Source organism: Microbacterium alcoholitolerans (assembly GCF_050408615.1).
Classification (GTDB): Bacteria; Actinomycetota; Actinomycetes; order Actinomycetales; family Microbacteriaceae; genus Microbacterium.
The window spans coordinates 904,771-931,632 of record NZ_JBNTKD010000001.1; the positions used below are offsets into that span (position 1 = coordinate 904,771).

General features: G+C 65.7%; 20 protein-coding genes. 6 read left to right on the plus strand and 14 right to left on the minus strand.

The window, feature by feature from the left end:
• Positions 1-43: 43 nt before the first annotated feature.
• The gene (locus ACQUSX_RS04395; RefSeq protein ID WP_428905744.1) at positions 44-358 is read right to left on the minus strand and encodes a WhiB family transcriptional regulator; all 315 of its coding nucleotides are present in this window, start codon (positions 356-358) and stop codon (positions 44-46) included.
• Between the two features lie 155 nt (positions 359-513).
• The gene (manA, locus tag ACQUSX_RS04400) at positions 514-1,629 is read right to left on the minus strand and encodes a mannose-6-phosphate isomerase, class I (RefSeq protein WP_428905745.1); all 1,116 of its coding nucleotides are present in this window, start codon (positions 1,627-1,629) and stop codon (positions 514-516) included.
• A gap of 72 nt (positions 1,630-1,701) precedes the next feature.
• On the opposite strand from manA, the gene ACQUSX_RS04405 reads away from it, so the two are divergent.
• From ACQUSX_RS04405 to ACQUSX_RS04425, 5 genes are all read left to right on the plus strand, one after another.
• Complete coding sequence (locus ACQUSX_RS04405; RefSeq protein WP_428905746.1) at positions 1,702-3,117, plus strand: O-antigen ligase family protein; 1,416 nt, start codon at positions 1,702-1,704, stop codon at positions 3,115-3,117.
• The gene (locus ACQUSX_RS04410; RefSeq protein ID WP_428905747.1) at positions 3,114-4,421 is read left to right on the plus strand and encodes an O-antigen ligase family protein; all 1,308 of its coding nucleotides are present in this window, start codon (positions 3,114-3,116) and stop codon (positions 4,419-4,421) included. Before ACQUSX_RS04405 ends, ACQUSX_RS04410 begins: the two co-directional genes overlap by 4 nt.
• Positions 4,422-4,491: 70 nt before the next feature.
• Positions 4,492-6,402, plus strand: coding sequence for a glycosyltransferase (locus tag ACQUSX_RS04415; RefSeq protein ID WP_428905748.1), 1,911 nt, complete (start codon positions 4,492-4,494; stop codon positions 6,400-6,402).
• Positions 6,399-7,358 carry a glycosyltransferase gene (locus ACQUSX_RS04420; protein ID WP_428905749.1) on the plus strand — a complete coding sequence of 320 codons (960 nt, stop codon included), beginning with the start codon at positions 6,399-6,401 and terminating at the stop codon, positions 7,356-7,358. The genes ACQUSX_RS04415 and ACQUSX_RS04420 overlap by 4 nt, the downstream gene beginning before the upstream one ends.
• The gene (locus ACQUSX_RS04425; protein ID WP_428905750.1) at positions 7,355-7,990 is read left to right on the plus strand and encodes a hypothetical protein; all 636 of its coding nucleotides are present in this window, start codon (positions 7,355-7,357) and stop codon (positions 7,988-7,990) included. Before ACQUSX_RS04420 ends, ACQUSX_RS04425 begins: the two co-directional genes overlap by 4 nt.
• 29 nt (positions 7,991-8,019) lie before the next feature.
• On the opposite strand, the gene ACQUSX_RS04430 is transcribed toward ACQUSX_RS04425, so the two are convergent.
• From ACQUSX_RS04430 to ACQUSX_RS04445, 4 genes are all read right to left on the minus strand, one after another.
• Positions 8,020-8,757, minus strand: a complete 738-nt coding sequence (locus ACQUSX_RS04430; protein WP_428905751.1) for an ABC transporter ATP-binding protein — start codon at positions 8,755-8,757, stop codon at positions 8,020-8,022.
• Positions 8,757-9,572 (minus strand): ABC transporter permease, encoded by an 816-nt coding sequence (locus tag ACQUSX_RS04435; protein WP_428905752.1) that lies wholly within the window; start codon positions 9,570-9,572, stop codon positions 8,757-8,759. Before ACQUSX_RS04435 ends, ACQUSX_RS04430 begins: the two co-directional genes overlap by 1 nt.
• Before the next feature lies 1 nt (position 9,573).
• Positions 9,574-10,722: a UDP-galactopyranose mutase gene (glf, locus tag ACQUSX_RS04440; RefSeq protein WP_428905753.1), complete on the minus strand. Its 1,149-nt coding sequence runs from the start codon at positions 10,720-10,722 to the stop codon at positions 9,574-9,576.
• Positions 10,723-10,870: 148 nt separating this feature from the next.
• Positions 10,871-16,519 carry a peroxidase family protein gene (locus ACQUSX_RS04445; RefSeq protein ID WP_428905754.1) on the minus strand — a complete coding sequence of 1,883 codons (5,649 nt, stop codon included), beginning with the start codon at positions 16,517-16,519 and terminating at the stop codon, positions 10,871-10,873.
• Positions 16,520-16,892: 373 nt separating this feature from the next.
• On the opposite strand from ACQUSX_RS04445, the gene ACQUSX_RS04450 reads away from it, so the two are divergent.
• A complete protein-coding gene (locus ACQUSX_RS04450) occupies positions 16,893-17,414 on the plus strand; it encodes a hypothetical protein (RefSeq protein WP_428905755.1) in 522 nt (173 codons plus the stop codon).
• A gap of 25 nt (positions 17,415-17,439) precedes the next feature.
• On the opposite strand, the gene ACQUSX_RS04455 is transcribed toward ACQUSX_RS04450, so the two are convergent.
• The 8 genes from ACQUSX_RS04455 to ACQUSX_RS04490 form a co-directional block, all read right to left on the minus strand.
• Entirely contained in the window at positions 17,440-18,735 is a 1,296-nt protein-coding gene (locus tag ACQUSX_RS04455; protein ID WP_428905756.1) for a nucleotide sugar dehydrogenase, read from the minus strand.
• 10 nt (positions 18,736-18,745) lie between these two features.
• On the minus strand, positions 18,746-19,825 hold the full coding sequence (gene wecB / locus ACQUSX_RS04460; RefSeq protein WP_428905757.1) for a non-hydrolyzing UDP-N-acetylglucosamine 2-epimerase: 1,080 nt from the start codon (positions 19,823-19,825) through the stop codon (positions 18,746-18,748).
• 61 nt (positions 19,826-19,886) lie between these two features.
• Complete coding sequence (locus ACQUSX_RS04465; RefSeq protein ID WP_428929947.1) at positions 19,887-21,035, minus strand: glycosyltransferase family protein; 1,149 nt, start codon at positions 21,033-21,035, stop codon at positions 19,887-19,889.
• The gene (locus ACQUSX_RS04470) at positions 21,035-22,195 is read right to left on the minus strand and encodes a glycosyltransferase (protein WP_428905759.1); all 1,161 of its coding nucleotides are present in this window, start codon (positions 22,193-22,195) and stop codon (positions 21,035-21,037) included. Before ACQUSX_RS04470 ends, ACQUSX_RS04465 begins: the two co-directional genes overlap by 1 nt.
• Positions 22,192-23,496, minus strand: a complete 1,305-nt coding sequence (locus ACQUSX_RS04475; RefSeq protein ID WP_428905760.1) for a glycosyltransferase — start codon at positions 23,494-23,496, stop codon at positions 22,192-22,194. Before ACQUSX_RS04475 ends, ACQUSX_RS04470 begins: the two co-directional genes overlap by 4 nt.
• Positions 23,493-23,921: a hypothetical protein gene (locus ACQUSX_RS04480; RefSeq protein WP_428905761.1), complete on the minus strand. Its 429-nt coding sequence runs from the start codon at positions 23,919-23,921 to the stop codon at positions 23,493-23,495. Before ACQUSX_RS04480 ends, ACQUSX_RS04475 begins: the two co-directional genes overlap by 4 nt.
• A complete protein-coding gene (locus ACQUSX_RS04485; RefSeq protein WP_428905762.1) occupies positions 23,918-25,696 on the minus strand; it encodes an ABC transporter ATP-binding protein in 1,779 nt (592 codons plus the stop codon). The genes ACQUSX_RS04480 and ACQUSX_RS04485 overlap by 4 nt, the downstream gene beginning before the upstream one ends.
• Positions 25,693-26,838, minus strand: a complete 1,146-nt coding sequence (locus tag ACQUSX_RS04490) for a glycosyltransferase family protein (protein WP_428905763.1) — start codon at positions 26,836-26,838, stop codon at positions 25,693-25,695. Before ACQUSX_RS04490 ends, ACQUSX_RS04485 begins: the two co-directional genes overlap by 4 nt.
• Between the last annotated feature and the right edge of the window lie 24 nt (positions 26,839-26,862).

Sequence of the window (26,862 nt, forward strand, 5' to 3'; positions counted from 1 at the left end):
AGGCGGTACCTCGGTGAGTGAGCCCGGCGCGCCCGCGAAGCGGTCAGCTGGCGCGGCGCTTGAGCTTGCGGCGCTCGCGCTCGCTCAGTCCACCCCAGATGCCGAAGCGCTCGTCGTTGTTCAACGCGTATTCCAGGCATTCGCCCCGAACATCGCACGAGGTGCAGATGCGCTTGGCGTCGCGGGTGGAACCGCCCTTCTCAGGGAAGAACGCCTCCGGATCCGTCTGCGCGCAGAGCGCATCCGCCTGCCACGCGAGCGCTCCGTCATCCTCTTCGACTCGGCGTACCCCTGGCACCCCGAGATTGACCGGATCGACGAACCAGTTCTCGGGAACGTCTGAACGATAACCCGTCATGTCGTACTCCCAACCCTGCGTGTGCCCCCCACGGGCCGTGCACCACTAATTACACCCGTGTCATTCGCTGCGGTCAAGTCGCAGATCGTAAACCCTCAAGAGCGCGTTTAAGGTTCATTGACGCTCTCTCGGCGTGTCGCGTCGACTGCGTCCGGTCAGGTCCGACCGGGTTCGGCGATGAAGATCTCGCCGTGTCCGCGCAGCACGAGTGCTCGCTCGTCCATCGCGAAGACAGCCGCGCCGACGGTGACGGGCATCGCCTCTCCCGCCGCGCCGGAGACGCTGACCTCACCCGCTGTGGCCAGCGCCATGGCTGGACCGTCGATGCCGACGGCGACTTCGCCGTCCACCAGCACCCGCCGCAGAGCGAAGTCCTCCACTGGGATTGCGTAATCGGTGATCGCGCCGGCGGGGACCTGCACGGGGACCGGCGCAGGTGTGGTGTCGACGACGGCGAGCAGCTCGGCGACGTCGATGTGCTTCGGAGTGAGCCCGCCGCGCAGGACGTTGTCGCTGGCTGCCATGATCTCGACGCCGAGTCCGCAGACATAGGCGTGCAGCAGGCCGGCTGCCAGGAATATCGCCTCACCGGGCCGCAGCACGATGAAGTTCATCAGCAGTGCGACGACGACCCCGGCATCCCCCGGGTTTCGCTCGGCGATCGAGCGCACAGCGGTGAGCGCCTCGGAGAACTCGTCCGAACGCGCAGCGGCGATCGCTGCGATGACGTCATCGACCTCGGCCTGGGCGGTGCCCGACAGCAGCCAGCCGATCGCGTCGCGCAGCGCATCCGCCGCATCGCCCGACGCGAGCCGGGTGCGCAGTGCTGTGACGCCGTCGGTGTCGGGGAATGACGCCAGCATCCGCAGGGTGTCTTCGACGGGGCGCAGTCCGGCCAGCGCCTCGAACCGGTCGCTGAGCGCGACGATCAGCTCGGGCTTGTGGTTCGCATCGCGGTAGTTGCGCGTGGGATCCGCGGCATCCCTGCCGGCCTCGCGGACGAAGCCCTCCTGCGCTTGCTCGCGCGTCGGGTGCACTTGGATCGAGAGCGGATCCGCGGCGGCCAGCAGTTTGAGAAGGTACGGCAGCGTGCCGCCGGTCACGGCGTCGAGAGTGCCGCCCGTGGAGACCTCGGCGGGATCCCCGGGGTGGTCCCCGAACCACACCTCGGCCTCGGGCGCGGCGGAGGGCGCGCGTCCTTCCAGACCGGCGATCAGCGATGTCGAGCCCCACGCGTAGTCGCGCGGCGAATTCGTGATGGTGAGGAGCATGCCTACAGCCTAGGGTCGTCGCTCGGGTGTCTCTCGGTGGCAGCGGACGTGCGGCGCGGTAGCCTGATCCCGATGGCCGTGTACACCAAGCATCCCGTGGCTGCGCCCCCCGTCGCGCCCGCACGTGAGACGACGGGCCACCTCATGGTGCGCGCGTTCAGTGTGCTGTCGCTGTTCGCGGTGTTCGCACACACGGCGGTGTACAACCTGGTCGGCCCGATCGGCGCCGTGATCGTGATCGTCGTCGTGACGCTCGCCGCGCTCGCGATCTGGGTGCCCGCGGTGGTCCGCCGGCGACCGACGCGGTTCCGATGGCGCCGGCTGCCATGGGCTGCACTCGGGTACGGTGCGATCGCGCTGCTGTCGACGCTGTGGTCGCGCTGGCCCGGTGCCACGCTGCTCACCTGGGTGCTGCTCGCGGCGGTGACGGTGACGGCGCTGATGGTCGCGACGATGCTCACCTGGCAGGAGATCGCCCGGGCGCTGTCGACGACGCTGAAGCTGATCCTCGCGCTCTCGCTCGCGATCGAGCTGTGGGTCGCGCTCGTGCGTCGCACGCCGCTGCTGCCGAACTTCGTCGACCTGCCAGAGGGCGCTGTCGACCCGCATCTGTACTGGGTGCGAGGCAACCTGTTCAACAGCGGCCGCATCCAGGGGATCGTCGGCAACGCGCACACGATGGCGATGATGTGTCTGTTCGCGCTCATCGTGTTCGCTGTGCTGTACGCCGCGCACGTCAGGCGGCGAGGGATGCTGATCGGCTGGGCCGTGCTCGCGGTGCTTCTGCTGGTGAAGGCAGCCTCGGCCACCGTGTATCTGAGCATCGCCGTCGTGCTCGCCGTCCTGACAGCGGCGCTCATCATCCGCGCGGCCGGCACTCCGCGCAGACGGCGCACCGTGTACGCGGTGTTCACCGCGGTCGCGGCTGTCGGCATCGCGACAGCCCTGCTGCTGCGCGATCAGCTGCTTGGTCTGCTCGGCAAGGGGTCCGACCTCACGGGTCGGATCGAGATCTGGCAGGCGGTCTGGGAGCGCGCAGTCGCCAGGCCGGTCTTCGGCAACGGCTTCTCCTCGCCGTGGGTGCCGTGGGACCCGGCGTTCGACGGGTGGATCATGAACCACGGCCTCACCGTGTTCCACGCACACAACATGTGGCTCGATGTCTTCCTGCAGCTCGGCATCGTCGGCCTTGTTCTCATGGCGATAGCCTGGTTCGCCCTCACGTGGCGCGCGTGGTTCTTCGCGGTCGACAGGCCGCGCTGGGATCTCGACGCCACCAGGCCCTACTCCCCCGTCTCGCTGCTGCCGGTGCTGCTGGCTGCCGTGCTGCTGGTGGAGGGCCTCGCCGAATCCGCGCCGATCATGCTGTGGGGCTGGCTGCTGCTGATCATGCTTTCGTTCAAGATGAAGACCGTTCCCTGGGTGGGCGTCGGCGTCAGTGAGCGGACGCCGGTCTCACACGGACAACGGTCGCGGCGGGTGCCATGACGCCCCGGCGGCAGCTGGTCTCGCTGCTCGCCTCGGCGGAGTTCGCCCGCGCGTACGCCCTGACCGCACTGACCGCTGCATTCACGTCGTTCCTGATCGAGCGGCTGATGTCGCGTGTCACCCTGGCGACGATCATCGCGATTCTCGCGATGATCGGCATCGGGATGCTGCTGGCACGGCGCGAGGAGCTCTCGCTCCTGCGCCTCGCACCGACGTCGCTGCTGGGCTTCATCGCCCTCGCCCTGGCGAGCGTGCTGTGGAGTTCTGACCGCTCCGACACCCTCGTCGGCTGGCTGACGCTGCTCGGCTACGCCATCATCGCGATCACCATCGGTCATGTGCGGGACACGCTCCAGACCGTGCGCGCGATCGGCGACACGCTCCGGTGGCTGCTGGTCATCTCGCTGGCGCTGGAGATCATGTCCGGCGTGCTGCTCGACACCCCGTTCTCAGCGCTCGGCATCTCTGGCGACCTGGCCACGGGTGGGCCGATCCAGGGCATCTTCGGCACCCGAAACATGCTCGGCTTCATCGCGGTCGTCGGCCTGATCACCTTCGTCATCGAGTGGCGCACCCAGTCGATCACCCGCCTCGTCGGAATCCTGTCCGTGACGCTGGGCGGCTTCCTCGCACTTCTGTCCGCGTCGCCGACAGTGCTGGTGCTCGCCGTCGCTGTGGGCGTCGCCACCGTCGCGCTCACGATCGTGAGGCACACCGCACCGGCGCATCGAGCCACAGTGCAGTGGGTGCTCGGTGCGCTCGTCGCCGCGGTGCTGGCCATCGCGATCGCGCTGCGGCACCAGATCATCCGGCTGCTCGACGCCGGCTCGGACTTCTCCACGCGCGCAGACCTGTGGAACCTCATCCTGGACTTCGTCGCCCAGAAGCCCGTGACGGGATACGGCTGGTTCGGCCCGTGGGCACGCGGCGAGTACCCGTTCACGTACATCAACTTCCTGCTCGACGATCACCACCAATCCGCACTGAACGCCTATTTCGACATCCTGCTGCAGCTGGGCTGGATCGGCCTCGCCCTGTTCCTGATCATGGGTGCCGTCGCCATGGTGCGCTCGTGGCTGGTCGCGAGTGTACGGAGATCCGTCGTGTACGCCTGGACCCCGCTCATGCTGATCACGCTCGCGGTCGACTCGATGTTCGAGAGCTTCACCCTCATCGGCATCGGATGGGTGCTGCTCGTGCTCTGCCTGCTGCGCGCCGGGCAGAGCCGATCGTGGCGCGAGAACATGGACGCCGCGCACACCGGGGCCGTGCCGACACTGGGTCCGGAGAACACCGACGGCTGACATTGCGGCGCCCGGGCACAGCCTGTCGCCTGCATCGTTCTCAGAGCGGCTCCAGGTAGACTTTGCACCCGTGACCCACGTGCTGCAGAACGTCGTCTTCCCCCTCGATCGCGACCCCGATCTGCTGCCCCTCTACGCCGACCCCGAGACCTGGTCCGTCATCGATGAGGAGCCGGTCCGCGTGTCGAACCGCGCGCAGCTCGGCAACATCCTCGACCGTCGCCGCGCGCGCATCTCCTCGGGTCGCCGTGTGTCGCTGGGCACCTATTTCAATGCGTTTCCGGCGTCGTACTGGCAGCATTGGACGAGCGTCCGGGAGATCACCCTCACGGTGCGCACGACTGGCCCTGCGACGATCCTCGTCTACCGCTCCAACGGCTCCGGCATCCGTCAGCGCGTCGACACCCGCGAGGTGAGCGGCGAGGCGATCACGTCGTTCGATCTCGCGCTCACCGAGTACAGCGACGGCGGCTGGATCTGGTTCGACCTGGTCGCGGAAGACAAGCACGCCGTGCTCGAGGGCGCGGAATGGACGACGGAGCACGAACCGGCTCGCACCGGCAAGGCCTCGCTGGGCATCACGACCTACAACAAGCCCGGCTACTGCATCGACACCCTGCGAGCGCTCGCCGAAGCGCCGGATGCGCTCGAAGTCATCGACCGCATCTTCCTGATCGATCAGGGCACGCAGCTCGTCTCGGACGAGGACGGCTTCGCACAGGTCTCCTCCGACCTCGGCGAGACCCTGCAGATCGTCCGCCAGCCGAACCTGGGCGGCTCTGGCGGATTCGCGCGCTCCATGCACGAGACACTGCAGCGGCCGGAGAGCGATTTCGTGCAGCTGCTCGACGACGACGTGCTCGTGGAACCCGAATCGCTGCGTCGGTCCGTCGTGTTCGCGCGCTACGCCACCACGCCGGTGCTGGTCGGCGGCCACATGTTCGACCTTCTCGACCGTCCGAAGCTGCACGGCTGGGCCGAGGTCGTCGACGAACATCCGTTCATGTGGCGCAACCTGTATCAGGAGAAGATGCCGCACGATTTCGGTGTCGCGAACCTGCGCCAGTCGCCGCTGCTGCACATGCGCATGGACGCGGATTACAACGGCTGGTGGATGTGCCTCATCCCGCTCGAAGCCATCCGCAGAGTCGGACTGTCGCTGCCGGCGTTCATCAAATGGGACGACGCGGAGTTCTGCCTGCGCGCCGGCGAGGCCGGGTTCTCGACGGTGTCACTGCCCGGTGTCGCGCTCTGGCACGTGTCGTGGATCAACAAGGACGACACCATCGACTGGCAGGCGTACTTCCACGCCCGCAACCGCACCGTGGCGGCGCTGCTGCATTCGAACGCTCCCCGCGGCGGACGTCTGCTCAAGCACAGCCTCCGCGTCGACCTCAAGCACCTGATGATGATGCAGTACTACCCGGTCGCGCTGCGCAACAGTGCGCTGCGAGACGTGCTCTCGGGCCCGGAGCACATGCGACGCAATCTCGCCACGGCGATGCCGGCTGCCCGCGCACTCGCCGCCGAGTATCCGGAGACCGTCGTGCACCGCGACCCGAGCACGGTCCTGCACTCGCGCAAGGGTCGACGCGTGTACAAGATGTCGAAGCTGCACGACTTCGACAGCCCGACCGGGCTTCGGCTGCGCTGGTTCACGCTGCGCACCCTCCTGGCGCACTGGATGCGCACGCCGGATCCAGCGAACATCGCGCAGCCCGAGGTGGAGTTCGGCAAGAGCGACGCGCTGTGGTGGCGAGTGCCGTACTATGACAGCGCCCTGGTCAGCTCAGCGGATGGATCAGGCAAGAACATCTACACCCGCGATCGCGCTCGGTACCGACGCATGCTGCTCGAGTCCGTCCTGCTGCACCGCAGGCTGAAGCGCCACTGGTCGAAGCTGCAGTCCCAGTACCGCGAAGCGCTCCCCGAATTGGTCTCGGATGCGTCCTGGCGACAGACCTTCGAGGAGAACGCATGACCGCGACCGAATTCGATCCGGCATCCGCGGCGATCGTCGTCGTCACCTACAACCGCTCGCAGCTGCTGAAGGGACTGCTGACGAGCATCCGCGCGATGGAGCCCAAGCCGGGCCGCGTCGTCATCATCGACAACGACTCCGTCGACGATACGACGCAGGTGGTCGAGGGCTTCCGCGCCGACATCGGCACCGAGATCGTCTACCGTCGCCTCGAGACCAACACCGGCGGATCCGGCGGATTCAGCGAAGGCATGCGCACCGCCTACGAGCTGGGATCCGAATGGATCTGGATGATGGACGACGACGTCGAGGTGCTGCCCGACGGTCTGGCGAAGATGGGCCGCTGGTCGCGACGCTTCAAGAGCATCCAGGGTCGACGCTACGATTACGACGGCAGCGAATTCTACTGGCAGTACCGCATCGCCGAGCGCATGGGAATCCCCATTCCGTTCGCTCCCTCGGAGTTCGACGGAGCCGGCTATCGCGAGATGAACAGCGGCTGCTTCGAGGGCATGTTCATCCACCGCTCCATCGTGCAGCAGGTCGGTCTGCCCGATCCTCGCTTCTTCATCTACTGGGATGACCAGGTCTACGGCTGGATGGCGTCTCGACTGACAACGGCCGTAATCGTGGACGAGTTCGTGCTGCGCCGCACCCGCGAGATCCGGCAGTGGGACATGGGCATCCGCCACCTCAATGCCTCGAGCAACGCCTACCGGTACTACATCATGCGCAACCGGGCATTCATCAAGCACTACTACCGGGTGCACGGCGTCTACAATCCTGTGCTGTTCGGACTCGGCACCACGGCGACATTCTTCAAGGAGCTGATCCGTCTGGTCTTCGTCGAGCGGACCGTGCGCGGTACCAGCAATCTATTCCGCGGCATCCGGGACGGCGGCAGGATCGGCCGCGACCGCACCTGGCAGCCCATGCCGTCACTGGAGGCGCGATGAGCGAGCCGCAGGCCGAGTACGTCTGGGATTTCCCGCCGGAGCGCCGCCGCGGCGGACGCGGCTGGCTGATCGGCGCGCTGATCGTCCTCGCGGTGGCGATCGCCGTCGGTGTCTTCCTGCTCGTCGCACGGCCGTGGGAGGCCGCGGCGCCGGCGCCTGCGCCGACCTCGTCAGCCACGCCATCGGTCAGTCCCTCCGTCTCGCCGACGGCATCCCCGACTCCGACGATGACGCCGACGCCGACGACGACGCCCACCCCGTCCGCGACCGCCCCCGTCCCCGCCCCGATTCCGACTGCGAGCTCCCCCGCTCCCGCGGATCCTGCGCTGCCCGTGTTCCGGAACAAGGTCCAGCCGCTGCTGGATGACGCTGGCACCGGGCTGACATACGCCGCGGACTCCTCGGCACAGGAGGGGGTCCAGATCGTCGATCAGCTGCGGGGTGACGCCGGACGCCTGTCGGATGCCGTCGCACCGAGCTCCATCGAGAAGAAATGGGCAGACGGCGTGCAGAGCTACGGCAGAGCACTCGACCGGCTCCGTGAAGCCTTCGACAGCGGCGCCCCAACGGCCGCTCCGCTCTCGGACGCGCGGTCAGCGCGGAACGCGCTGGAGGATCTGGTCGGCGGCTGAGCGTCGGCCGTGATCAGCGACTGCCGCGATCAGCGACTGCGGTGGTCGGCGTTGTACCGATCGAGGACCTCGGCTATGGGAGCGTCCAGAACGAGCGCGCCCTTGTCGAGGTACAGGCCGCGTTCGCAGAAGCGGCGCAGATCGTGCTCGCTGTGGCTGACGAAGAAGAGCGTCCGCCCGTCTGCGAGCATCTCATCGATCCGCTTATAGCACTTCTCGCGAAAAGCCTTGTCACCGACGGCGAGCACCTCGTCGACCAGCATGATCGGCTCGTCGAGCTGCGACACCACAGAGAACGCGAGGCGGACCTTCATGCCGTTGGAGAGATGCTTGTACGGGGTGTCCTGGAAGTCCTCGAGTTCGGCGAATCCGATCATCTCGTCATAGCGCGAGGCGACCTCGGCCTTCGACATGCCGTGCAGACCCGCGGTGAGGCGGACATTCTCGCGAACCGTCAGGTCACCGACGAACCCGCCCGTAAGCTCGATCAGCGGTGCCACGCCGCCGTTGACCTGCACGCCGCCCTCATCGGGCAGCAGGACGCCCGCCACGAGACGCAGCAGGGTGGATTTGCCCTGCCCGTTGCGCCCGACCACACCGATCGACTCGCCGGGTGTGACGGTGAAGGACACATCGCGCAGCGCCCAGAACTCACCGGGGCGCGATCGTCGGCTGACCCCTGAGAAGAGGTCTTTGAACGTTCGGCTGCCCCTTCGGTTCCGGCGGAATCGCACGCCGAGCCCGTTCACCTCGATCGCAGCGGTCATCACAGCTCCTTCAGGACGGGACGCTCGAGTGTGCGGAACACCCAGATGCCGAGTGCCAGGATCATGAGGCTCATCACGGCACTGATGATCACGACCAGCGGATCCCACTGGTCGGGGAAGAAGGCCATCCGGTACAGGGTCATGATGCCCGCAAGAGGATTGAACATGCCGATGGTCTCGAATGGCCCGGGCAGATCCTTGACGCTGTAGATGATGGGCGTCGCATAGAACAGCGCGCGCAGGATGAGCGCTGTGGTGCGCTCCAGGTCGGTGTACAGGGCGCACAGCGGTGCGACCAGCAGACCGAGACCGATCAGCAGGATCGCCTGCAGCAGCACCGCGACCGGCACCCAGAGGATGCCCCATCCGACCTGTGCGATCTTGTCGGGCTCCGACTCGGTGAGGATGTTGACCATCACGAAGATCGCGATCACCGGGAGAGAGAACAGGAATTCGATCCCCTTGCTCAGGACGATCCTGTTCACCCAGATGGAGCGGGGAATCGCGGTGGAGCGAACCAGCCTGGCATCCTTCTTGAAGGCGCGGGTGAAGTCGCCGACAGCCGCGTTGAACCACACCCACGGCAACAGCGCACTGATCAGGAAGATGATGTACGGCTGTTCGCCGACGGTTCGCTGGAACACCTGTGTGAAGACGAACCAGTAGATGGCGCTCATCACCAGCGGGTCGAGCACCGACCAAAGATAACCCAGGGCGCTGGTCGAGTACCGCACCTTGAGGTCGCGGGCCGACAGCAGCCACAGCGAGTGGAAGTAGCGTCGGGGAGTCCCCGGCGCGCCGACCGTCGTCGCCACGTCAGGCACTCTCACCGGAGAGCTGATTGCGCCACATCGACAGCGCCGAGCCGATCGCCATGTGCATGTCGAGGTACTGGTAGGTGCCCAGACGCCCGCCGAAGTGCACGTCCGACTCTCCCTTGGCGAGCTCGCGATAGGCAAGCAGTCCGTCCCGGTCGGCGGGCGTGTTGACCGGGTAATAGGGTTCGTCGACGCGGTCGGCGAAGCGCGAGAACTCGCGCATGATCACGGTCTTGTCCTGAGCGAAGACGTCTTTGCGCTCGGGGTGGAAGTGCTTGAACTCATGGATGCGGGTGTAGGGCACGTCGAGATCGGGATAGTTCATCACGCTGGTGCCCTGGAAGTCGGAGATGTCGAGCACCTCCTGTTCGAAGTCCAGCGTGCGCCAGCTGAGTGCTCCCTCGGCATAGTCGAAGTAGCGGTCGACCGGTCCCGTGTAGACGACCGGGAGCTGTCCGACGGTCGCCGACTTGTTCAGCGGCTGCGACTGGTCGAAGTAGTCGACGTCGAGCTTCACCTCGATGTTCGGGTGATCGGCCATCCGCTCCAGCCACGCCGTGTAGCCGTCGGTGGGCAGCCCTTCCCAGGTATCGCTGAAATAGCGGTTGTCGTAGGTGTAGCGCACTGGCAGCCGGCTGACGATGTCGCCGGAGAGCTTGTGCGGGTCGGTCTGCCACTGCTTCGCGGTGTAGTCGCGGAAGAATGCCTCGAACAGCGGGCGCCCCACCAGCGCGATGCCCTTCTCCTCGAAGTTCTGCGCCGTCTTGACGTCGAACTCCCCCGCCTGCTCCCTCACCAGGGCGCGCGCCTGATCGGGTGTGTAGGCGGCCTGGAAGAACTGATTGATCGTGCCGAGGTTCACCGGCATCGGGAAGACCGCGCCCTTATGGGTGGTGTAGACCCGATGCACATAGTTCGTGAACGACGTGAACCTGTTGACGTACTCCCACACCGTCGGGTTCGACGTGTGGAACAGGTGCGCACCGTAGCGGTGCACCTCGATGCCGGTCTCAGGCTCTGCCTCGCTGTACGCGTTGCCCCCGATGTGCGGGCGACGGTCGATGACGGTCACCTTGCGCCCGGCTTCGGCCGCGCGCTCGGCGATGGTGAGGCCGAAGAAGCCCGACCCTACGACGAGAAGATCCATAGTTCAATCGTATCGGCGCGATGCTGTGAGTCTTGGCCGCGCGGATGATCGGCTGTGCGATCATCCGCGCGGCAGACCCAAGGTCTCCGTGTGGCGGACGGGGGCGGTTGAAGGGGCTGCCACACGGAGACCTCGGAACTCACACGGACTACGGCGTGACCGGCGCCGGCACCACCGGGCCGACGACCGCGGTGACAACGCGTTCGTCAGCGCCTTGCTGATCCGTGTACTCGATGACGACGCGGATGAACTGTCCTTCATCGTCGGCCGTCACGAGGTATGCGGTGTTCTGTGTGGGATCCGAGCCCGGCGCCTTTGTGATCACCCAGTCGCCGTCCGCGGCGTCAGCTGTGGCTGCGCGCTGCCAGGTGTAGGTGAACACCACCTCTTCCGTGCCGTCCTCGTCGCTCGGGACGCCGATCGACAGAGTGGAATCCACCTGTGGCGTTCCGCCGATGACCGGCGCGACTCCCACGTCGTTCACGTTCTGCACGACACCGGCGGTGGGTGCGGATGTCACGACGTGGACGACCCCGTCGATCTCGAAGCTCACGCGAGCCTCGAGATACTGATCGACCGCACTGTCGTTCGGGATGAACGTGCTCCGGTTCGGCACCCCCGCATCGGGGTTCACACCGCCCAGGATCAGCTCCTCCCGCTCGGCGATCTCCTCGGGGCTGGCGCCCTCTCCCCCGACCCAGAAGAACCGCACGTTCTGAGCCGCCGAGAGATCGTACGGGTTTCCCTCGAGGTCGAAGAGCTCGGCCGTGACCGCAACTCCTTCCATGATCGGATCCGCCGCCGTGATGCGCAGTTCGCCGACGTTGATGCAGTCCTCAGGTGCGGCTGCACCCGGGGTCAGAATCAGGCAGGTGTCCACGAATCGGATGACCTCGATACCCCTGAGGATGTCGGTGCCACTGGATTCCTCTGCCTCTGCGGCGCCGGTGTGCGTGACCTGCCAGTAGTCGCCGATCGGCGTGACTTCGTAGGCGCTGCGCACGTCGGCGTATTCGGCCACGTCCACAGCGTCTTCGAAGTCTGCCGCGTAGCGGATCTCGCGGATGATCCGAAGGTCACCCGGGTTGATCTCACCGGTCAGCAGCCGTGCGCGATAGGCACTCGCGCTGGCGTGCTGCTCGATGATCGCTCCGCTCGCGTCCACGAGTCCGAGCTCGACCGCCAGGTAGGCGTCGCCATCGATGTAGTCGTTGCCGGCACGACCCTCGATCAGGTCGCTTCCGTCACCACCGATGATGATGCTGGGGAACCCGTCCGAATCGATGATCGGCCCGTTGCGCATGAACTGCTGTCCGAAGTTCATGCCAGCGGGGTGCAGCATCTCACGCAGCCCGTCGACGAGATCCAGCGTGGATTCCGTCATCTTGTGCAGATACTCCTCATCACCCAGGAACTCGCCTTCCACCGCGATGTCGGGTCCTCGAAGGATGTCGTTGCCGGCACCTCCCGAGAGTGCTTCCAGCTGGTCGAAGCGGTCGCGCACAGCGGTCGTGTCCGGGCGCTGCAGCAGGGTGAAGTTGAAGTCGGCATCCACCGGCTCCGTCTCCCCGTAGTAGGTGACCCAGTCCCAGCCCATGTTGCCGAGGTGTCGGTCGGTGCCGAACTTCTCTGCAACGAGGATGTCGTCACCGCCCTCTCCTTCGATGTCGTCGTCACCGCCGCGCCCGAGCACGACGTCGTCACCGCCGATCACATCGTTCTGGAACTGGTTGGCGTTGTCTCCCTGGGCGAGGTCTGCGTGAGATCCTCCTTCGACCCAGTCATCGCCCTCACCGCCGAAGATGTTGGCGCGACCTGTGCCACCGAGATAGGTGTCGTTGCCGTCACCCAGGAAGACGTCGCCGATGTCACCACCGCGGGTGATGAAGTCGTGACCGCCTCCACCCAGCAGCAGGTCGAAGCCCGGTCCGCCGTTGACGGCGTCGTTGCCCATGCCTGCACGGATCTCGTCATCGCCGAACAGGTCGGTGATGATGTCGTCGCCGATGCCACCGTGGATGAGGTCGTTTCCGGAGCCCCCCTCGATGACATCGTCGCCTTCACGACCCCAGAGCGAATCGTCGCCCTGGTCGGCGCGCATGCGGTCGTCACCTGTGGTGCCGTGCATCTCGACGTGCTCCTCGCCGACGAATCGATACTCGCCGTTCGCAAGCCGCGTGAAACCGTGCGGCAGCGGCGTCGGGTTGTCGAGATCGAACTCGATCTGGTTCACGTGGAAGATTCCCGCCGGGATGTTCTCCGCATCGGTGTTGCGCTCGATCAGCGAGGCGAACGAGTTGCCCTCGAGCCCCGCGAACAGCTGGTTGCCCTGGTTTCGGAACAGGTAGTAGAACCGGTCACCGAACTGCAGGTCTTCCAGAGTGTTCTCGAAGACGTAGTTGAACGTCGTTCCGAGCATCCCACCGAACGGGTTGAGCCGCTCGGCGAGACCACCGGTCCAGAAGTCCACCTCATCCAGTCCGGTGCTGCGGTTGCTCCAGCTGCCGGTGGATGCCATGAATTCATGGCGATCCGCAGGGGCCGGCGTGGCGACGGGTGCGTACGCGGCGAGTTGCGTCTCGACACCGGCATCCACCGCTCCCAGACCACCGAGGATCACGATCCGGGTCACCCCGAGACGCGCGATCTCATTCCTGACGACCTGCGGAATCGTTCCCGTGGTCGGCACCAGCAGCAGCGGTGCGTCGGCCCTGCCTGCGAGCGGTGCGGCTGCGAGCGCATCCGGGAACGTGCGTCCTGTTGCCACGTACAGCGTGTCGCTGCCACTCGGGTAGGCCGCGCGGCTGACACTGGCCGCCGTCCCGTATCGATCATTGCCGGACTGCCGCTCGACGGTTCCCGAAGTGAACGCATCCAGCGCCCGCATGGTGGTGGCAGAGACGACGCCAGGTCCGCCGAGGACGATGATCTTCTGCGGATTGAGACGCCTCAGCTCCGTCGCTGTCGATTGCGGAATGCGGTTCGTCTGAGTGAGCAGGATCGGAGCACCGCTGCGGTTGAGACCGCCGTCGCCGCTCTTCGATGCCACAGCCCCGCCGGCGAGTGCGTCAGGGAAGTCGTTGCCGACCGCCACGTAGACGCGATCCACGCCAGCCGAGAACGTGGCTGCGCTGACCCGGGCCGCGGTCTCGTACCGATCAGCCCCCGCGATTCGTGTGACCGGCGCGATTCCGCGGAGAGTGTTCACGACGTCGGCGCTGACGACACCGGTGCCACCGAGCACCACGATGCGACTCGGGTTCAGCCGCTGCAGTTCGGCGCTGGTCGACACGGGCACATAGGTGGGTGCTGTCAGAAGGATGGGACCGCCGTTCTGCGCGGCCGCCGGTCCTCCGACGAGCGCATCCGGGAAGTCGAATCCGGAAGACACATATGCGACGTTCGCACCGGTCGTGAACGTCGCGCGGCTGAGCAGCGCTGCGGTCTCGTAGCGATCGACACCACCGAATCGCTGGATGAACTCGCGTCCAGCCGGTGCACCGTTCACGAGGTACGACGCGGCGAGACGCTTCTGTGCGACCGTCTGCGCCGCGACCACGGTCGGGTGCGTTCCATACGCTGCCACGAAGTTCACGAGCGAGGCGTTGAGTCCACCGCGTCCGAAGATGTTGCCGTTCTTGAGGCCGTTGCCGAAATCCGTCCAGTTGGCGTACGGGCGCAGGCTCACATCGCCGGTCTGCCCGTAGAACAGCTCGCGAGCGGCCTGCAGACTGGGCGTGCCGGTGTCCCGTGCGCGCAGCAGGTTGATGGTCGCCAGGTCGAGAGGCAGCCCGAGCAGGTTGTTGCGCAGGGTGTCGACCACGAACTCGTCGATCTGACTGCTCGTCTGCCCGGTCGTCCCCATGATCAGCGATCCTGCTGCCTCGTCCGGGGTCAGCGCCCCCTCCTGGTCGTAGGCCCGTGGATTGATGAAGCCGTCGAGAAGTGGCACGTCCGCCGTACCGAATCCGGTGCGCCCGATGTCCTCCGTCATCATCGAATGCCCGAACCGGTACACGGAATGCGCGAACTCGGCGGGGACGTCGACGTTGACGTTCGGGTTGTAGCTGTTCTCATTGAAGACGACGGCGTCGATGGCCGGCTGCACGCTGCGAGCGAACTCCTCGAAGACGAGGTGCTGGTACTCCATCTCGGTCACGAACCGTGCGGCCTGGAAGAGCCGCTGGCCGTAACTCCAGTCGTCTGCCTCCGGTCCCGGAAGCACGTCCTGGGGCCGCTCGTTCGGCCACTGGTGCTCGAGGCCGTGGAACGCCTTGTCGAGTTCGGGGTTGGCCGCCAGCACGGTCTCGATCTGGGCGACCATGTTGTTGTGCTCGGAGTGGAACACGTGGTGCACGGCGGTGAGGCCGATGTTCTCGTTTCCACGCCCGTCGCCGGTGATGAAGTGCTCATCGAGGGTGACGTTGTCGTATCCGGTCAGCTCACCGCGAACAGGTGCTCCGCCCGCGTCGCAGACGGCAACTGTCGGTGGAATCGGCTCACCTTGCTCGTCATACTCCTGCGGAACGAGAGCACCTGTGGCGCAGTCGAACAGCGGGGTGGCTCCGTGCGCGATGTCATCGAGGAACGCGTGGTTCGTGTGCAGCGCCGGGGCCGTGTCCACGGGCGAGCCGCGGTTGGCGGGAACGGTGCCGTCGGCTGTGACCAGCAATGGCAGTCCGTTGTCGCCCGGGATGAAGTTGCCGTAGATGTCGGTGGCGACCATGGGGACGTTGAGCACGTCATCGTCCGCGAGGTCGATGCCGAGCATCTCTCGCGCCTGCGTCTTGATGTCTGCCCAGGTCGGTATCCCGCCTTCGGCGGAGTTCAGCAGCTGGCCGGTGGCCACAGGGGCACCGTCGACCAGCTCGTACTCGCGGAGGAAGACCTGATGCGACGGGTGCGACGTGTACGTCTGGTTCTGATCGACGTACGGCGTGGTCTGGTTGTTGTGTGTGTCATCGACCGTTCCCACGACGCCATCTGCACCGGCGCCGCGCTCGGCTCGGGTGAGGGTGAGGAAGTTCGTGTTCGACGTCGCGTCGTAAAGCGGGTCATCGGGCTGCAGCGGCACCACGATCGTGCCGTTCCCGCCCTTGTTCACCAGGTCGAGTCCGTGGTCGAAGAACTGGCCGAAGAACGCGAAGAACGTGTTCGTCGGAGCGGACAGCCCCTCATCCGTCGCGGTGTTCGGGATGAACGCGGTTCCGTCCGGGTTGATCATCCCGCCGACGGTGGCCTCGGCCGCGTTGACCGCAGCGGGGTTGGACGCGGTCTGATCGACGATCAGGTTGCTGATCGTTCGGGGCGCCGTGTCGTAGACGAAGTGACCGGGTGCTGACTGCTCGTAGCAGGTCGGGGTGAGCGTCGCGGGCGTTCCCGCCGGCAGCGGGTCGCACATGGAGACGTCCTGGCCGGAACCAGGCGCCTGCGGGACGTTCGGCCGGGCGGAGCCCTGCTTGTACTCGGGTTCGACCAATCGGTCGAAGGGCTGGTCCGCCGCACCCCAGTGCGTGCGTCCGTTCACCAGGTTGTTGAAGCTGCCGTCCACCGTCCGCAGACCGAAGGGAAGCTTCGCATCGGGCACGCACTTTCCGGTGGTGTCCGTCGGCGTCGAGCAGAGGAGCGGACCGACGCCCTGCCCGGTCGTCGTGCGCTGATCGTGCGCTTCAGCGATCTGGATCTGGCGGAGTATGAAGTCGAGATCGTTGGCGTTCACATAGAACGACGTGGTCTCCGGCGTCTCCGTCACGGCAACCGCAGCGGGTGCCGAGACGATCAGACCGGTGACTATCATCGTCGCCGAAGCGACGCCGGCGATGACCGCCCGCAATTTTCGTGGACGCCGAAGCGATCCTGTTGGTGTGACCATGTCCCCAGACATGAGGCCCCCTAGTTGTCTTGACCGGAGCCACAGACACGCACCCAGAGCACGGCTCATCCTCGGTACACCGAAGAAACCCCTGACGCGCCCCAGCTCGCGTCTGAGCGTCCGTGTCTTCCCATTAGTACAACGGATGCTCACCCTCACTACTTCGTGACGGTTTACCTATGAGTACACGAGTTTCTCAGGCAACGCAAGAACTCATCTGATAGAGATCGCTGGCGGCTAGATCGCCGACGCCCTAGACTGCGAGCACTCAATGGCCGACGGCAGAGGGAGCGCACCGATGATCCGACCAGTCACCGCGCTTGCGTCCCTGATCCTCGGAGTCGTGCTGCTGACCGGCTGCACGGCGGATCCGACGCCCGACGAGGCGGAGTCGCCCATGCCCACGCCGAGCCTTGAGCTGCCCTCAGAGGGCGAGATCGCCGATCACCTGGGCGTGTCATGTGCAGACATCATCCCGGCGGACCTCGCGCGCACGCTGAACACCGGCGGATTCGAAGCGGGAGAGCCGCAGCCCTGGCCGGTGGACGAGCCGACGTTCGCCGACGGCCAGATCTGCGAATGGACCGACGGCACCTCCGAACCGGCGCTGTTCGGCTGGGCGCAGGCGACCGCAGCCGAGGCAGAGGCGGCCAGACGTCACCTCACCGATCGCGGTTGGGCCACCGAGGATCGAGACGGGCTCGACGCGATCGTCGATCCCGATACAGGAGCCGCCTATGTGTTCGGCTCCGATGACACGGTGAAGTTCGCGTCGACGCTTGACGGCGCGGTCGCGGTGATCGTGCCCAGCCCGGAATGAGGCTCGGCTGGTCGCGCCCGCGGCGTCAGGAGCTCGTGCCGACGACGATCCGGGGAGTGCCGGCCCACTGAGCGGCGTCGGTCGCGTTGCGCCCGTCGACGAGCAGTTTCACTCCCGGCAGCTGTGCCGGTGAGAGCTCACGGTAGTCGGCGTGGTCGGTCTGCAGGATCGCCAGATCGACGACATCGCCGATCGCATACGGCTCGAACCCGAGCCCACGCAGCTCGTCGTCGGTGTAGAGCGGATCGTGGACGACCACCTGAGCACCGCGGGACTGCAGTGACTTGACCGTGGGGAAGACGCCGGAGAACGCCGTCTCCTTCACGCCGCCGCGGTACGCGGCGCCGAGCACGACGGCACGCTGACCGGTGAGGTCACCGAGGACATCCTCGGCCTGCGCCACCAGGCGCTCGGGCATCGAGGCGTTGAGTTGACGTGCGACGCGCACGATGTCGGCATCGGGGTCGGTTGACAGATACAGCCGCGGGTACACCGGGATGCAGTGCCCGCCGACAGCGATGCCAGGCCGGTGGATGTGGCTGTACGGCTGCGAGTTGCATGCCTCGATCACCTTGTAGACGTCGATGCCGTGCGAGGCCGCGAACAGACCGAACTGGTTGGCGAGCCCGATGTTCACGTCACGGTAGGTCGTCTCGGCGAGCTTCGCCATCTCGGATGCCTCGGTGGAGCCAAGGTCCCACACGCCATTCGGGCGGGGCAGATCAGGGCGCTCGTCGAACTGCAGCACAGCCTCGTAGAACTCGCGTGCTCGGCGAGTGCCTTCGGGCGAGAGCGCGCCGATCAGCTTGGGATACTTGCGCAGGTCCTCGAAGACTCGACCAGTGAGCACCCGCTCGGGCGAGTAGACGACGTGGAAGTCCACTCCCTCGGTCAGACCGGACCCCTGCTCGAGCATCGGCTTCCAGCGAGTCCGACTCGTACCCACCGGAAGAGTCGTCTCATACGAGACGAGCGTGCCCGGAGTCAGGTGTTCCGCGAGCGAACGCGTGGCAGCGTCCATGTATTTGAAGTCCGGCTCCCACGTCACGTCATCCACGAAGACGGGGGCGACGAGCACAACAGCATCGGCCCGCGGGATCGCCTCGGCGTAATCGGTCGTCGCGCGCAGTCGTCCTGCGGGGATCAGCTCTTCGAGCCGCTCCTGCAGGTGCGCCTCTCCGGGGAACGGCTCCCGCGCCGCGTTGATGGTGTCGACCGCCTTCTGATTGACGTCGACGCCGATCACGTCGTGCCCTGAGGAGGCGAACTGGACGGCGAGGGGGAGCCCGATTTTTCCGAGGGCAATGACGGCGATGCGCATGGGTTCCAGTCTACGGGCGCGCATCATGCGCGGCGTTCAGCAGCACATCGACGACGCGAGCGGCTGCGTGTCCGTCACCGTAGGGCGTGGCATCCGTGTCCGAAGGACGCGCACGCGATACACCGGCGGCGATCTCCTCAGCAGTATTCGCCAAGACATTCCAGCCGAGGTCGATGGTCTCCACCCACTCCGTCTCGGTGCGAACGGTCGTGCACGGCACGCGCAGGAGGAAGGCTTCCTTTTGAAGTCCGCCGGAATCCGTGACGACACCTGCACTGGAAAGCGCCGCGGCGATGAGATCAGGGTAAGCGAGAGGCGCGTGTGCGATGAGTGTGCCCTGGTTGAGTTCGATCCCATGGGTCGCGGCTTTCGCAACCACCCGGGGATGCGCGAGCAGGACCACCGGGCGATCCAGGTCGCCCAGGGCTGTAGCGATCTCGGTCAGACGGGCAGGATCGTCGGTGTTCTCCGCGCGGTGAATCGTTGCCAGGTAGTATTCTCCAGCCCGTAGGTCGAGTTCGGCCAGCAGCCCGGAGTGCGCGGAGCCGATCCTGTCTCTCACCTCGTAAAGCACATCCGTCATCACATCACCGACGAGCACCGTGCGCTCAGCCAAGCCTTCGCTCGCCAAGTGATCGACGGCCACCTGGGTCGGCGCCAGCAGCAGGTCTGCTGCGTGGTCCGTCATCACGCGATTGTGCTCCTCTGGCATGCGCCTGTTGAAGCTGCGCAACCCGGCTTCGAGATGTGCCACGGGTATATGCATTTTGACGGCGCTCAATGCGGCGGCAACCGTCGAGTTCGTGTCGCCGTACACAAGCACCCAGTCCGGACGATGCTCATCGAAGACGCCATCCAACGCAGCGAGCATCGCACCGGTCTGTATGCCGTGTGACCCGCTGCCCACACCAAGGTGGACGCCCGGACTGCCGATGCCGAGGTCCTCGAAAAAGACATCGGAAAGCATGGGATCGTAGTGCTGACCGGTGTGCACGATGACGTGCTCGACGCCGGCGGCGAGCGCGGCCTTGTGGATGGGGGCGAGTTTTACGAACTGCGGGCGGGCGCCCACGACGCTGACGATCTTCACGCAGTCAATCCTATGGCGCCCCTCCCGGTCACGCGGTGGGACGCCCTCGAACATCGCCCACTCAGGCTTCTGCGGCCGTAAGCCGACTCAGAATCTGCTCCTCCATAAGGACGTCGGCTTCCGACGACAGGCGTAGGGCGACTGCGTCGGTCGCGGATTTGAACCCCTTGATCTGCTCGGCAGTCAGCCCACGAATCGCATCTGCGAGATCGCTCGCCTTGTACCCCGTGGCGATGACACCAAGACCGTTCTCCATGATGAGACGGTCGGTCTCGACAGACGGACCGAATACGAAGCCGAGCCGCGCCTGCACGAAGTCGAAGAATTTGTTCGGCAGCATTAGCCGGTGATTCGGGGTGTGCGGGGGAAGTGCGTACACACCCAGATCATGCGGGTTCAAGGTCGCCGGCAGTTCCTCCGGGGTGACGGCCGCATGCAGTCGAGTACGTGGGCTCGAGGCGATGCGTGCGACGAGCTGCTTCCAGTACGACTCGGCCTGTCGTGACTGCACAAGATAGAGGTCGAGCGTGTAGCCATCGCCGAGCAGATCGACCGCGTCGATGATGGCTTCCAAGTTGCGCCCTGGGACGGCTCCGCCGCTGTGGACCAGTCGGATGCACTCCCCGGGCGGTGTCGGCCTGAGGTCCGGTCGATAGGCGACAGCGTTCCGGACGATGTCGCAGTGGACCCCGAACTGCTGCTCGTACATCTGCGCGATCGACGTGTTGACTGTGGTTGCGGCGTCCACCCGGGGCAAGTACTGCGCACAGACCCAGGTCATGAAGGGTGCGACCAGCAGCCGCCACGACAGCACATGCGTACGCTCAGCCGGCGCCCATTCGTGCAAATCGCACCAGACCTTCGGAGACCCGGCGACCTCGAATGCGAGCGGAAGCGCTCGGGCCTCGTTGGCCACCACGATATCGAATTCGCGCCCAAGCAGGAGGTCGCGCGCGGCCTTCACTGCCGGGGCCTCCATGGCAACGGATGCGAAGCGCCGCAGCGCGAGTCTGACGACGCCGAAGAGTGTCTGCGGCAGCGATGGAAGGTCAGCTGGGATCGAGAGATGATCGGACGCCGAATCGGGACGATCGCCGTAGGACAGAGTGGTGACCTCACCGTGCCGAGCGAGCACCTCCAGTTGGCGGAGCACCCTGGCATCGCTACGGATATCGGAGAAAGAGACGCAGAGAATACGGGGGCGGTCCATCATCGTTCCTCGATCAGTTCACGGTAGTGCGTGGCCAGCTGCCCGGCACTTGTGCGCAGACTGCGGCTCTCGACGACGAACGCACGAGCCCGCGTGCTCATCGCCTGCCAGTCGGCGTCGGGGAGCTGGATGATCGATCGGATCGCATCGGCGAGCCCCGGTACGTCCCCCTCTGGGACGACGAGGCCGCTGCTGCCGTCAACCAGCATCTCGGAAGCCCCGCCTGAGTCGTAGACGATCGCCGGGACGCCGGAGGCCTGCGCCTCCAGCGAGACCAGGCCTGCAGCCTCACGCCGTCCCGCGTTCTCCTGCGTGGGCAGCACGAAGGCCGTCGCTCCGGCGAGCGCCGCACGCACTCCCGTCCGATCCAGTGCGCCCTGTACGTCGATATGCGCGTGCTCGCGTGCCGCGGCATCCGCCTCACCGCGGAGCGGTCCATCCCCGACTATGACGAGTTCATGGGTGACATCGCGCGCGAGGAGCACCGAGGCTTCCAGCAGGTCCCGCAAGCCCTTCGCGCGTGACAGCGCGCCGACGAAGACGACGCGTGGAACACTGCCGCCCGGCCGCGGTGTGGGGCTGTACAGATCCGTGTCGACGCCCTGATAATGCACCATGACTCGATGCGGATCAGCGCCAGCTGTCACTGCAACACCCGCGATGTATTCGCTGACGGCCAGGATGCGCGACGATGCATCGAACGCGCGGCGGACGGTCCGGTGGTGCCAGCGGAGGGTGGGCCGGCCGAGTGCGTTTCTGTCGCTCAGCGGCGTCAGCGGTACGAAGGCATCCGCACCGTGAACGGTGAGCAGCAGCGGAACTGCGGCCTTTCGCGCCGCCGCCACCGCAGGTTGCGACCAGTTCGCAAAATGCTGATGGATGAGGGCGGGATCCCACGCTCTGATCTGCCGTTGCATGCGCCCGTTCAAGAGCGGAAGAGCGCGCTCCCTCTGCCGCCAGGGACGTCGCCCATGTGCGAACGGGGTGCCTGATGACGCATCCACGACGCGAATCGCATCGGTCACAGCAGCATCGGTGACCTGGGCCGCCATCGTGAAGAACCTGAAGTCGAACTCGCCCTTCAGCTCCAACGCGTGTTGGACCGCGAAGTACGTCGGCGGAATGCGCAACGACCCCTTGGTCAGGGCGATCCGACTCACTGCCTGCCCTCCACCAAGCGGCGAAGGCTGGCGATCCGGGGAGTCAGCTGCGCATGTCGGGCATACTGTGCTCCCCACCGCTGCGCTTCGGCACGCTCAGCAGGTGTCTGCGCGGCGGCTGTCGCCGCCGTCTCCGACAACGCATCGGCGATGTCCGACGGATCCAGCGAGCGCGTTCCTACCCACCCCGGCGCATCGCGAACGACGCCGGTGGCGGCATTGCCCGGGTCATGTACCGAAACGATCGGGATACCAGTCGCCAGATACTCGTAGACCTTGCCACTTGTCACGTATCGACCGGTGCCGAGAGCGAGAACCAGTGCGTCGAAGCCTGCGTACACCTCGCCGATGCGCGACTTGCTCACCGGACCTCTGAAGACAACGCCTTCTGATTCGGCGCCGGCCAGGGCATCGGCTGCGACCCCCGTGCCGTAGTGGCCCACGTACCCGTGGATCACCAGCTGCGAGGATCGCGTGACCGTTCCGCGTTCGCGAGCAAGCCGCCACGCCTGCACCAGCGGTGCGACAGGCACTTGATCCGACATGGTTCCGATGTATCCGAACCTCAGGCCGCCATCCCGTTCTGCACGCACTGGCGACGCGAGGGGAACCTCGTACTCGTCGTAACCGTTGGCGACGACGTGCATCCGTTCGGCTCCAGCGAAAGTCTGCGCATGCCATGCGCGGATCGGCTCGTTCACGAACCAGACTTCTGCTGCACCGCCCAGGAGGCGTCGCTCGACTCGGGCGCGTCCTGGGATCCAGGTTCCCAGCGCTTCGCCGCTGAATACGTCCAGGCCCCAGGCGTCGCGGTAGTCCATGACGTATGGCACACCGAACCGGTGCGACAGATAAGCGCCGCTGGTGAAGTCGACGTTCGGATTCGCGGTGCCGATGGCAAGGTCGACCGGGTGCGAGGTGTGCACCTGTGCCGCCGCTTTCTCCAACCTCGGCTTCCAGCGGCCGTACGTCAGTTCAGGAAAGTGCCGCAGATCCCTCAACCTGTCGACGCCGCGCCAGAGTTCGATGTTGCGGGCGCGGAAACGGCTCCATCGATGCAGATCGCTGATGTGCGCCGTCGACCGCGGGTCGACGCGCAGCACCCGGACACCTGGCGCAACCTGCTGCTCCAATGAGTCGTCGACGCCGGTACTAGATTCGAAGATCTCACGCGGGACGGTGAGAACCGTGACGTCCCAACCATCTGCTGCGAAAGCGTTCACAGTGGCGAGGGCGCGGTACACCCCGCCCGCGCGGCTCGGCGGAAAGCTCCAGGCCGTGTAAAGCAGGTGGGGTCTCATTCGGCAGTCCTCCGCTGCAGCTCCTTCTTCGCCGCGGAGTATCCGCTGACGGCGGGAATGGTCGTCTTGCGTGCCAGGTGCCAGCACGCGTAGTTCGCGTCGCGATCGGCCGCCACCAGCAGATCTGCCTGGTCCATGAAAGCTGCCACCCGCGCATCACGCCTGACCGCACGCCAGAAGGACGCACCTGCGTCCAGTGGCGAAATCCTCACGAGCATGCGCAGAACAACACTGCGGCGCGCCCGAGTGTTCACCACACGCGCCCACCGGGCGATGAGACCGTCAGGAAGCGGGATGAGAAGGGTGTCGGGGCCTGGGCGCTCAAGGCCCGACACCGCGACACGACGAACCGCGGTCCCAGCAGGCAGCACTCCGAGCGGCTCTTCGGGGATCAGTCCCCCGGCTGTGATGACGACGATGTTCATAGAAGCCCCGCCAACCTTGCCTGCTCGCCGAACTCCGGAGCCGCGTGCACGACCTCGGTGAAGGTTCCGCTCGCCTGCAGCCTCCCGTCCTTCATGAACCAAAGCTGATCATGATCACGGATGGTCGAGAGCCGGTGTGCCACAGAGATGATCGTGACCTGGCCGCGCAGCTGCGCGATGGCTCGCGCGACCTCTGACTCGGTCTTCGTATCCAGCGCACTGGTCGCCTCGTCCATGACGAGGACATAGGGGTCTGCGTAGAGGGCTCGGGCGATGCCGAGGCGCTGACGTTGCCCGCCGGAGAGCGCGACGCCCCGGTCACCGATCGTCGCTCGGATGCCTCCGGCACGCGCACGGATGACGTCCAGCAGCTGCGCGCGACGCAAGGCGTCCTCCACCTTGCCTTCGTCGATGTCGTCGTCCCATGACAGCGCGACATTCTGCGCGACCGATCCATCGAACAGCGCGACATCCTGCGGCACGTACCCCACCCGTCTCCGCCACGCCGCGAGGATCTCCTCTATCGGCTGATCACCCAGCCGGATTTCACCCGATGTGGGCGTGACGAGGCCGAGGAGGAGGTCCACGAGTGTCGACTTGCCCGCGCCCGAGGAACCGACGATGCCGACACTGGATCCCATCGGGATATCCGCGCTGAGCCCTTCGACGGCGGGAGTATCGGAACCCGGGTAGGTGAAGACGAGGTCACGCAGAGACAGCGTCGCCGGCTCACCGTGGATGGGCTCCTGACCAAGGTGCTCCCGATTCTCGAGATATCTCTTGGAGGCTTCGACGTCTCGGATCACCGCATCCACGTGCGGACTGTTCGACGTGAGAACTGTCATCGAGCTCTGGAAGCCCGTGAGTGATGGCACCAGACGCAGACCCGCGACACCGAACAGCGCCAGGGCTGTGATCGCCTGCTCGTAACCTCCCACGAGGAACGCGAGACCGCCCACGAGCACGAATCCGCCGATCACCGCGGCGTCGAGGACGAATCGCGGCACGGCACCCAGAAAGCTGAGATTCGCTCGGGCTCGTGCCGTATGCACGCGGTTCTCGTGCACTGTGTGGGCGACGTCTTCGGACTTGCCTCTGAGGGTGATCTCCTTCATCGCGCCCATCATGTCGGTCAGCAGTGATGCGACGCGGAACGAGTAGTCCCGGTTCACGCGTCCTGCCCGAACAGCGCGCTTCGAGATGAGCAGCGTCAGGATGGCGGAGATGATACCGAAGTAGACGACAGTCACGATCGCCGTAAGCGGTTGGGCGACGATGATGACGAGCAGCACAGAAGCGGAAGTCACGACGAGTGTCGGCAGCTGCATGAATGGGAGCAGGAATCCACCCGTCACGTTGCCGATGCCGACGTCCGCGAGCCGCACGAGCTCGGCACGGTTGCGTTGCATCCTCTCCGTCCACGGGGCGTGGATGTAGGACTCGAAGAGCCGATCACCGATCTCGAGCTCGAACGCTGCCATTCGACGGGTCGCGATCCATTGGAAGACGATTGCCGCGATGGATTTGAGGATGATGAGCCCTGAAACGCTCAGCAGGATCCACACATATCCCTCTTGACCGATCGTGCCGATCACCGGGATCGTCACCTCGAGGCCCGAGACTATCGAGGCCAGCGAGGTCGTCAGCAGCAGGAGCGCGATGATGTCCAGCAGGGCGAGCAGACTCGTGGCGACCATATAGAAGCGGATGTATCGCTGCGCGTCGCCGGGCAGATAAGGCAGGATGCGCCGATACGTGTGCCAGATCAACTTCATCGCGCCAGTGATTCCTTCCGAGCGAGGGCGTCGATCGCCCTCCGCCATCCCGCATCTTCAGCATCGGACACCAGATCAACGGCGGCGGCCGCGGCCGCCCGCTTCATGGTCGTCACGTCTTTGGGTGTGAGTGTGTCAAGTGCGCGAGTCAGATCCTGCGACTCGAAGCCGTCTGCGATGACGCCGAAACCTCGTTCGGAGACGATTCGCGCCATTTCCGGCGAAGGCCCGATCACCACGGCGAGTCTTGCCTGCACGTAGTCGTAGAGCTTATTCGGCAGCGCCCACAGGTGATTGAAGTTCACGGGAGGAAGGACATGGATTCCGACATCGTAGTCGGCGATCGTGTCTGCCAGTTGCGAGTACGGCACCGGATCGAGCACTCGAACTTTCCCGCCGGAGCTCGCGGCGAGCTCCCTCAACTCCTGCAGATATCCGGGGTCGTTGGGCGTGAGGTAGAGGTCGAGGGTCGCATCGAGCTTCGCGGCCAGCACGGCTTCAACCGTGACTTCGAGGTGACGGGCGCGCACGGCTCCACCCGAGTGAACGAGCCGCAGGGGCTGCGCTGGCGGCGTGACGTCGCGAGCTTGATACGGTGCAGCGTTTGCGACGACTACCGGACGGAATCGGAACATGCGCTCATATTCCGCAGCGATCCCTTCGCCGACAGTGGTCCATGAATCCGCGCGGGCGACATAGCGCCGGCACAGAAACTCGACGTAAGGTCGGATCCGCCGATCCCACAGGGGCTGCTCCTCCTTCACACGAGGATGGTATTCATGGAGATCAGCGTGCACTCCCAGCCTCGGGCGAAGCCGGAGCGCCAGCGGCACGGCATCGACTTCGTTGGCCAGCACGATGTCCCATTCCCCGCGAGCGGTGTGCTGCCGGGCCCATGAGACGGCGGGAGCGCGCCAATGGGCCGTCGCATACCGGCGGAGCGTGATCAAGCGTCCATTGACATCATTCGCGCGCATTCCGTCGGGCACTCGAATGTGCCGGACAACCGCCTCCGGAGCGTCGCCGAAGCCGAGAGTGGTGATGGCGTAATCGTCGGCGAAGAGACGGATCTGTCGAAGAACGCGCGCATCTCGTTCGATCACGGAAAAGGAGATGATGAGCAGTCGGGGCTTGTCGCTCATGCGTCCGTACCGTCAAGAAGCATG

Bases quoted from the DNA above. Each gene is read 5' to 3' on its own strand.
- ACQUSX_RS04405 (WP_428905746.1), top strand. From the start codon at position 1,702: ATGGCCGTGTACACCAAGCATCCCGTGGCTGCGCCCCCCGTCGCGCCC.
- ACQUSX_RS04490 (WP_428905763.1), bottom strand. From the start codon at position 26,838: ATGAGCGACAAGCCCCGACTGCTCATCATCTCCTTTTCCGTGATCGAA.
- ACQUSX_RS04465 (WP_428929947.1), bottom strand. From the start codon at position 21,035: ATGGACCGCCCCCGTATTCTCTGCGTCTCTTTCTCCGATATCCGTAGC.
- ACQUSX_RS04395 (WP_428905744.1), bottom strand. From the start codon at position 358: ATGACGGGTTATCGTTCAGACGTTCCCGAGAACTGGTTCGTCGATCCG.
- ACQUSX_RS04475 (WP_428905760.1), bottom strand. From the start codon at position 23,496: ATGAGACCCCACCTGCTTTACACGGCCTGGAGCTTTCCGCCGAGCCGC.
- ACQUSX_RS04485 (WP_428905762.1), bottom strand. From the start codon at position 25,696: ATGAAGTTGATCTGGCACACGTATCGGCGCATCCTGCCTTATCTGCCC.
- manA (WP_428905745.1), bottom strand. From the start codon at position 1,629: ATGCTCCTCACCATCACGAATTCGCCGCGCGACTACGCGTGGGGCTCG.
- ACQUSX_RS04445 (WP_428905754.1), bottom strand. From the start codon at position 16,519: ATGATAGTCACCGGTCTGATCGTCTCGGCACCCGCTGCGGTTGCCGTG.
- ACQUSX_RS04425 (WP_428905750.1), top strand. From the start codon at position 7,355: ATGAGCGAGCCGCAGGCCGAGTACGTCTGGGATTTCCCGCCGGAGCGC.
- ACQUSX_RS04410 (WP_428905747.1), top strand. From the start codon at position 3,114: ATGACGCCCCGGCGGCAGCTGGTCTCGCTGCTCGCCTCGGCGGAGTTC.
- ACQUSX_RS04420 (WP_428905749.1), top strand. From the start codon at position 6,399: ATGACCGCGACCGAATTCGATCCGGCATCCGCGGCGATCGTCGTCGTC.
- glf (WP_428905753.1), bottom strand. From the start codon at position 10,722: ATGGATCTTCTCGTCGTAGGGTCGGGCTTCTTCGGCCTCACCATCGCC.
- ACQUSX_RS04430 (WP_428905751.1), bottom strand. From the start codon at position 8,757: ATGACCGCTGCGATCGAGGTGAACGGGCTCGGCGTGCGATTCCGCCGG.
- ACQUSX_RS04480 (WP_428905761.1), bottom strand. From the start codon at position 23,921: ATGAACATCGTCGTCATCACAGCCGGGGGACTGATCCCCGAAGAGCCG.
- ACQUSX_RS04450 (WP_428905755.1), top strand. From the start codon at position 16,893: ATGATCCGACCAGTCACCGCGCTTGCGTCCCTGATCCTCGGAGTCGTG.
- ACQUSX_RS04455 (WP_428905756.1), bottom strand. From the start codon at position 18,735: ATGCGCATCGCCGTCATTGCCCTCGGAAAAATCGGGCTCCCCCTCGCC.